Origin of the sequence: Mycobacterium sp. E1715 (genome assembly GCF_001667625.1) — a bacterium.
In the GTDB taxonomy this organism is placed as follows: Bacteria; Actinomycetota; Actinomycetes; order Mycobacteriales; family Mycobacteriaceae; genus Mycobacterium.
This window is the reverse complement of sequence record NZ_LZJJ01000230.1, coordinates 1-6,446: the sequence shown is the minus strand read 5'-3', so window position 1 is coordinate 6,446 and position 6,446 is coordinate 1. Positions and strand designations below refer to the sequence as shown.

5 protein-coding genes are annotated in these 6,446 nt (G+C 72.0%); all 5 read left to right on the top strand.

Annotated elements, in window-relative coordinates:
• Positions 1 to 383, top strand: a 383-nt coding sequence (locus A9X03_RS12365; RefSeq protein WP_068261266.1) for a NifU family protein, incomplete at its 5' end; no start/stop codon positions are given.
• A 125-nt stretch (positions 384 to 508) separates the two neighbouring features.
• Entirely contained in the window at positions 509 to 922 is a 414-nt protein-coding gene (locus A9X03_RS12360) for an OsmC family protein (protein ID WP_067748193.1), read from the top strand.
• A complete protein-coding gene (locus A9X03_RS12355) occupies positions 909 to 1,202 on the top strand; it encodes an acylphosphatase (RefSeq protein ID WP_067780433.1) in 294 nt (97 codons plus the stop codon). The genes A9X03_RS12360 and A9X03_RS12355 overlap by 14 nt, the downstream gene beginning before the upstream one ends.
• 135 nt (positions 1,203 to 1,337) lie before the next feature.
• Positions 1,338 to 4,946, top strand: coding sequence for a chromosome segregation protein SMC (gene smc, locus A9X03_RS12350; RefSeq protein WP_067780430.1), 3,609 nt, complete (start codon positions 1,338 to 1,340; stop codon positions 4,944 to 4,946).
• 130 nt (positions 4,947 to 5,076) lie between these two features.
• Positions 5,077 to 6,387, top strand: a complete 1,311-nt coding sequence (ftsY, locus tag A9X03_RS12345) for a signal recognition particle-docking protein FtsY (RefSeq protein ID WP_067748189.1) — start codon at positions 5,077 to 5,079, stop codon at positions 6,385 to 6,387.
• Positions 6,388 to 6,446 lie beyond the last annotated feature (59 nt).

Sequence of the window (6,446 nt, the reverse complement as noted above, 5' to 3'; positions counted from 1 at the left end):
GCGCCGGCAGCAGCTGGCGTGAACTGGGAGACGACGTCCGCGAGGCGCTCGGCGAGGCGCTGCTGGACCCTCAGGGCTGGACGGTCGACGAGTCGTCCGGCCCCGATCTGGAATCCGTTGCCGCGGAACTGCTTGCCGGGCCCGTCGGCGCGCTTGCCGCCTCGCACGGCGGGTCGATCGAGCTGGTCTCGGTGGCCGGCCACACCGTCACGGTCCGGATGGTCGGCGCGTGTGACGGGTGCCCGGCCGCGTCGTCTACGCTGCGGGACGTCTTCGAGCGCGAGCTGCGGCAGCGGGTCGGCCAGCAGGTGGTTGTCTCCTGCGAAAACAATTCGGCCGCAATATCATTCGGTAAGAAGCTGCTCTCGCTGATCGTCCGCTAGGGCTTGTCGATTCCAGTGTGCGCTCAGGGCTTTGAGTGTGCGACCCGGGCGGCGACACGCCGGTCGTGATCGCCCTGTACGCACACGCGACGCGGCCTCAGCGCACTGCCCGGTAGAAATGAGCCATGACCGAACTCTGGGTGGAGCGCACGGGATCGCGCCGTTACACCGGACACAGCTCGCGCGGTGCGCGGGTACTCGTCGGGTCCGAAGACGTCGACGGCGTGTTCACCCCCGGCGAGCTGCTGAAGATCGCGCTCGCCGCGTGCAGCGGGATGTCCAGCGACCAGCCGCTCGCCCGCCGGCTCGGCGATGACTACCACGCGGTGGTCAGGGTGTCCGGGGACGCCGACCGCGAACGCGAGGTGTATCCGCTCCTGGAAGAGACGCTCGAGCTGGACCTGTCCGGGCTGACGGCGGAGGAGAAGGAGCGGCTGCTGGCGGTGGTCGACCGGGCCATCGACCTGGTCTGCACCGTCGGGCGCACGCTCAAGGCCGGTACGCAGGTCAACTTCAAGGTCGCCGATGTCGGAACCTGACGTCCGGCTCACCGCCTGGGTGCACGGGAAGGTCCAGGGCGTCGGCTTCCGCTGGTGGACGCGCAGCCGGGCGCTCGAGTTGGGGCTCACCGGCTACGCGGCCAACCAGGCCGACGGCCGCGTGCTGGTGGTCGCCCAGGGGCCGCGCGAGGCCGGTGAGCAACTGCTGGCGCTGCTGGAAGGCGGCCAGGCGTGGCCGGCCAGGCCCGGCCGCGTCGACAAGGTGGTCGCCGACTGGTCGCAGCCGCGGGAACGCTTCGACGGGTTCGTCGAGCGCTGACGCAACCTCCCGGAGCGTGACAGAAGTGGCCACTGTGACCAGTGCGGCAAGGCGTGAACAACGGCCGCATTTCCGGCCTCCCGACACCCCTCGGTGCGGCCGAGCCGGGCGATCCGAGCGGTAGTCTGGCTCGCCGTGTACCTCAAGAGTCTGACGCTGAAGGGCTTCAAGTCCTTCGCTTCGCCGACGACTCTGCGCTTCGAGCCGGGCATCACCGCGGTCGTCGGGCCCAACGGTTCGGGCAAGTCCAACGTCGTCGACGCCCTGGCCTGGGTGATGGGGGAGCAGGGGGCGAAGACGCTGCGCGGCGGCAAGATGGAAGACGTCATCTTCGCCGGCACCTCGTCGCGGGCCCCGCTCGGCCGCGCCGAAGTCACCGTCACCATCGACAACTCCGACAACGCGCTGCCGATCGAATACTCCGAGGTGTCGATCACCCGGCGCATGTTCCGCGACGGCGCCAGCGAATACGAAATCAACGGCGCCAGTTGCCGTTTGATGGACGTACAGGAACTGCTGAGCGACTCCGGGATCGGCCGTGAGATGCACGTCATCGTCGGCCAGGGCAAGCTCGACGAGATCCTGCAGTCGCGACCGGAAGACCGTCGCGCCTTCATCGAAGAGGCCGCCGGGGTGCTCAAGCACCGCAAGCGCAAGGAAAAGGCCCTCCGCAAACTCGACGCGATGTCGGCCAACCTGGCCCGCCTCACCGACCTCACCACTGAGCTGCGCCGCCAGCTCAAACCGCTGGGCCGCCAGGCCGAGGTGGCCCGCCGCGCCCAGACCATCCAGGCCGACCTGCGCGACGCCCGGTTGCGCCTGGCCGCCGACGACCTGGTCAACCGGCAGACCGAGCGCGACGCCATCTTCGAGGCGGAAGCCGCGATCCGCCGCGAGCACGACGAGGCCGCCGCCCGCCTGGCCGTGGCTTCCGAGGAGCTCACCGCGCACGAGGCGGCCGTCGCCGAACTCTCGCAGCGGGCCGAATCGGTGCAGCACACCTGGTTCGGGCTCTCCGCGCTGGCCGAACGGGTGGCCGCGACGGTCCGTATCGCCAGCGAACGCGCGCATCATCTGGACGTGGAGCCGGCGCCGCCCAGCGACACCGACCCCGACGCGTTGGAGGCCGAGGCCGAGCGGGTCGCCGTCGCCGAGCGGCAATTGCTGGCCGAACTCGCCGAGACACGCACCCGGCTCGATGCCGCGCGCGCCGAGCTGGGCGAGCGCGAGCGCGAGGCCGCCGAGGCCGATCGGGCCCACCTGGCGGCGGTGCGGGCCGAGGCGGACCGGCGCGAAGGCCTGGCGCGGCTGGCCGGTCAGGTCGAGACCATGCGTGCGCGCGTCGAATCCATCGACGACAGCGTCGCCCGGCTGTCCGAGCGCATCGAACAGGCCGCCGCCCGCGCGCAGCAGTCCAAGGCGGAGTTCGAAACCGTGCAGGGCCGCGTCGGCGAGCTCGACCAGGGCGAGGTGGGCCTCGACGAGCACCACGAGCGCACTGTGGCCGCCCTTCGGTTGGCCGACGCGCGCGTCGCCGAACTGCAGGCCGCCGAGCGCGACGCAGAACGCCGGGTGGCCTCGCTGCGGGCCCGCATCGACGCGCTGGCGGTCGGGCTGGAGCGCAAGGACGGCGCGGCCTGGCTGACCGAAAACCACGCCGGGACAGGGCTTTTCGGGCCGATCGCCAAGCTGGTCAAGGTCCGCTCCGGCTACGAGGCGGCGCTGGCCGCGGTGCTGGGATCGGCGGCCGACGCCCTGGCCGCCGAGAGCTTCGGCGCGGCCCGGTCCGCGGTCGCCGCGCTCAAGCAAGCGGACGGCGGACGGGCGGCGCTGGTGCTCGGCGATTGGCCCGCCGAGGACGCCGCGGCGCGCGACGCGCTGCCCGGATCCGCCCTGTGGGCGCTGGACCTGATCGAGGCGCCCGCGCGGCTGCGCGGCGCCATCACGGCGATGCTCTCGGGCGTCGCGGTGGTCGACGACCTGGATCAGGCGCTCGAGCTGGTGGCGGCGCGTCCGCGGTTGCGTGCGGTCACGCTCGACGGTGACCTGGTGGGCGCCGGCTGGGTGAGCGGGGGCTCCGACCGCAAGCTGTCCACGCTCGAGGTGACCTCGGAAATCGATAAGGCCGGCAGCGAGCTGGCCACCGCGGAATCGCAGGTCGCCCAGCTGACCGCGGCGCTGTCCGGCGCGCTGACCGAGCAGGCCGCCCGCCAGGACTCCGCCGAGCAGGCGTTGGCCGCGCTCAACGAATCCGACACCGCGATCTCGGCGATGTACGAGCAGCTGGGCCGGCTCGGGCAGGAAGCCCGCACCACCGAAGACGAGTGGACCAGGTTGTTGCGGCAGCGCGAGGAGCTCGAGGCCGGCCGCGCGCAGACCGTCCAAGAAGTCACGGAACTGGAAAACCGGCTGCGCAACGCCCAAGAGACGCAACACGTTCAGGCCGAAGAGCCCAACCATACCGAGGTCCGCCAGCGGATCGCCGCCGCCGCAGAGGCGGCCCGCAGCGCGGAGGTGGAGGCCCGGCTGGCGGTGCGCACCGCCGAGGAGCGGGCCAACGCGGTGCGCGGGCGAGCGGATTCCCTGCGCCGCGCCGCGGCCGCGGAACGCGAGGCGCGGCTGCGGGCCCAACAGGCGCGCGAGGCTCGGTTGCGCGCGGCCGCGGTGGCCGCGGCGGTGGCCGACGCCGGACGCCTGCTGGCGCAGCGACTGGACCTGGTGGTCGGGGCGGCATCGAAGATCCGCGACGCGCTGGCGGCCGAACGCCAGGGCCGGGCGACGGCGATGGCGGCAGTGCGCGACGAGGTGAACGCGCTCAGCGCCCGGGTCGCCACGCTCACCGACTCGCTGCACCGCGACGAGGTGGCCAACGCGCAGGCCGCGATGCGCATCGAGCAGCTCGAGCAGATGGTGCTCGAGCAGTTCGGAATGGCGCCCGCCGACCTGATCGCCGAGTACGGGCCGGACGTGTCGCTGCCGCCCACCGAGCTGGAGATGGCCGAGTTCGAGCAGGCCCGCGAACGCGGTGAGCAGGTGGTCGCCCCGGCGCCGATGCCGTACGACCGGCCCACCCAGGAGCGGCGGGCCAAACGCGCCGAGCGGGAGCTCGCGGAGCTGGGCCGGGTCAATCCGCTGGCGCTCGAGGAGTTTGCCGCGCTGGAGGAGCGCTACAACTTCCTGTCCACCCAGCTTGAGGACGTAAAGGCGGCCCGCAAGGATCTGCTGGACGTCGTCGCCGACGTGGACGCCCGCATCCTGCAGGTGTTCAGCGACGCGTTCGTCGACGTGGAACGCGAATTCCGGGAAGTCTTCACCGTGCTGTTCCCCGGCGGCGAGGGGCGGCTGCGGCTGACCGATCCCGACGACATGCTCACCACCGGCATCGAGGTCGAGGCGCGCCCGCCCGGCAAGAAGATCACCCGGTTGTCTTTGCTGTCCGGTGGCGAGAAGGCGCTGACCGCGGTCGCGATGCTGGTGGCCATTTTCCGCGCCCGCCCCTCGCCGTTCTACATCATGGACGAGGTGGAAGCGGCGCTCGACGACACCAACCTGCGCCGCCTGATCAGCCTCTTCGAGCTGCTCCGGGCGCGCTCGCAGCTGATCATCATCACGCACCAGAAGCCCACGATGGAGGTCGCCGACGCCCTGTACGGCGTGACCATGCAGGGCGACGGCATCACCGCGGTGATCTCGCAGCGGATGCGCGGGCAGCAGGTCGAGCAGCTGGTGTCCAGCTCCTCCTAGCCCTGCGCGGGTGCCCAACCGGGTACTGACGGCGGAGTTTCGGCGATTTCTGCGCCCAGGACGCACGCTCGACGCCCGGGACGCACACCCGATGCCCCCTGAGCGCCGGCCCGCTTGAAACAATGTCAGCGTGTCGCAAGGTCTTTGGATCGCCATCGCGGTCGTCGCCGTCCTGGTTGTCATCGCCGCGCTGGTCCTGGGCCTGGTGCGCTACCGCCGCCGGCGGATCAGCTTCACGGCCAAGCCGGAGCCCGGCGCGATCGACCGGTCGGGCGGCTACACCGCGTCGTCCGGCATCACCTTCAGCCAAACGACCCAGGCCGACCGGCTCGACACCACCGGCCTGCCCGCGGTGGGCGACGACGCCACCATTCCCCGCGACGCGCCGCGGCGCACGATCTCCGAGGTCGAACTCCCGGAGCCGGAGGCCCCGGAAACGATCGCCCCGCCGCCGGTAGCGCCCCCCGAGCCGCCGCCGGCGGCCCCCGAGGTGCCCGAGGCCCCAGAGATCGAGGCCATCGCGCCGCCGGAGGGCCGGCTGGAGCGGCTGCGCGGCCGGCTGGCCCGCTCGCAGAACGCGCTGGGGCGCAGCGTGCTGGGCCTGATCGGCGGCGGCGACCTCGACGAGGACGCCTGGCAGGACGTCGAGGACACCCTGCTGGTCGCCGACCTGGGCCCGGTGGTCACCGATTCGGTGATGACGCAGCTGCGCGCCCGCCTGGCCGGCAGCGACGTGCGCTCCGAGGCCGACGCGAAGGCCGTCCTGCGCGACGTGCTCATCCGCGAGCTGCACCCCGAAATGGACCGCTCGATCCGCGCCCTGCCGCACGCCGACCACCCGTCGGTGCTGCTGGTCGTCGGAGTGAACGGCACCGGAAAGACCACCACCGTCGGCAAGCTGGCGCGGGTCTTGGTGGCCGACGGACGCCGCGTCGTGCTGGGCGCCGCCGACACCTTCCGGGCCGCCGCGGCCGACCAGCTGCAGACCTGGGCCTCCCGGGTGGGCGCGGAGGTGGTGCGCGGGCCCGAAGGCGCCGACCCCGCATCGGTGGCTTTCGACGCCGTCGACAAGGGCATCGCCGCAGGCGCCGACGTGGTGCTCATCGACACCGCCGGCCGGCTGCACACCAAGGTCGGGCTGATGGACGAGCTCGACAAGGTCAAGCGCGTCGTTACACGACGCGCCGCCGTCGACGAGGTGCTGCTGGTGCTCGACGCCACCATCGGACAGAACGGGTTGGCCCAGGCGCGGGTGTTCGCCGACGTCGTCGAGATCACGGGCGCCGTGCTGACCAAGCTGGACGGAACGGCCAAGGGCGGCATCGTATTCCGCGTCCAACAGGAACTCGGCGTGCCGGTGAAGCTCGTCGGGCTCGGGGAGGGGCCCGACGACCTGGCGCCGTTCGAGCCGGGCGCTTTCGTCGACGCGCTGCTCGGCTGAAACCGCTTACACGGCGAGCGGGACGTTAATACCGCCGAAACACAGTGGCCCCATTGCGG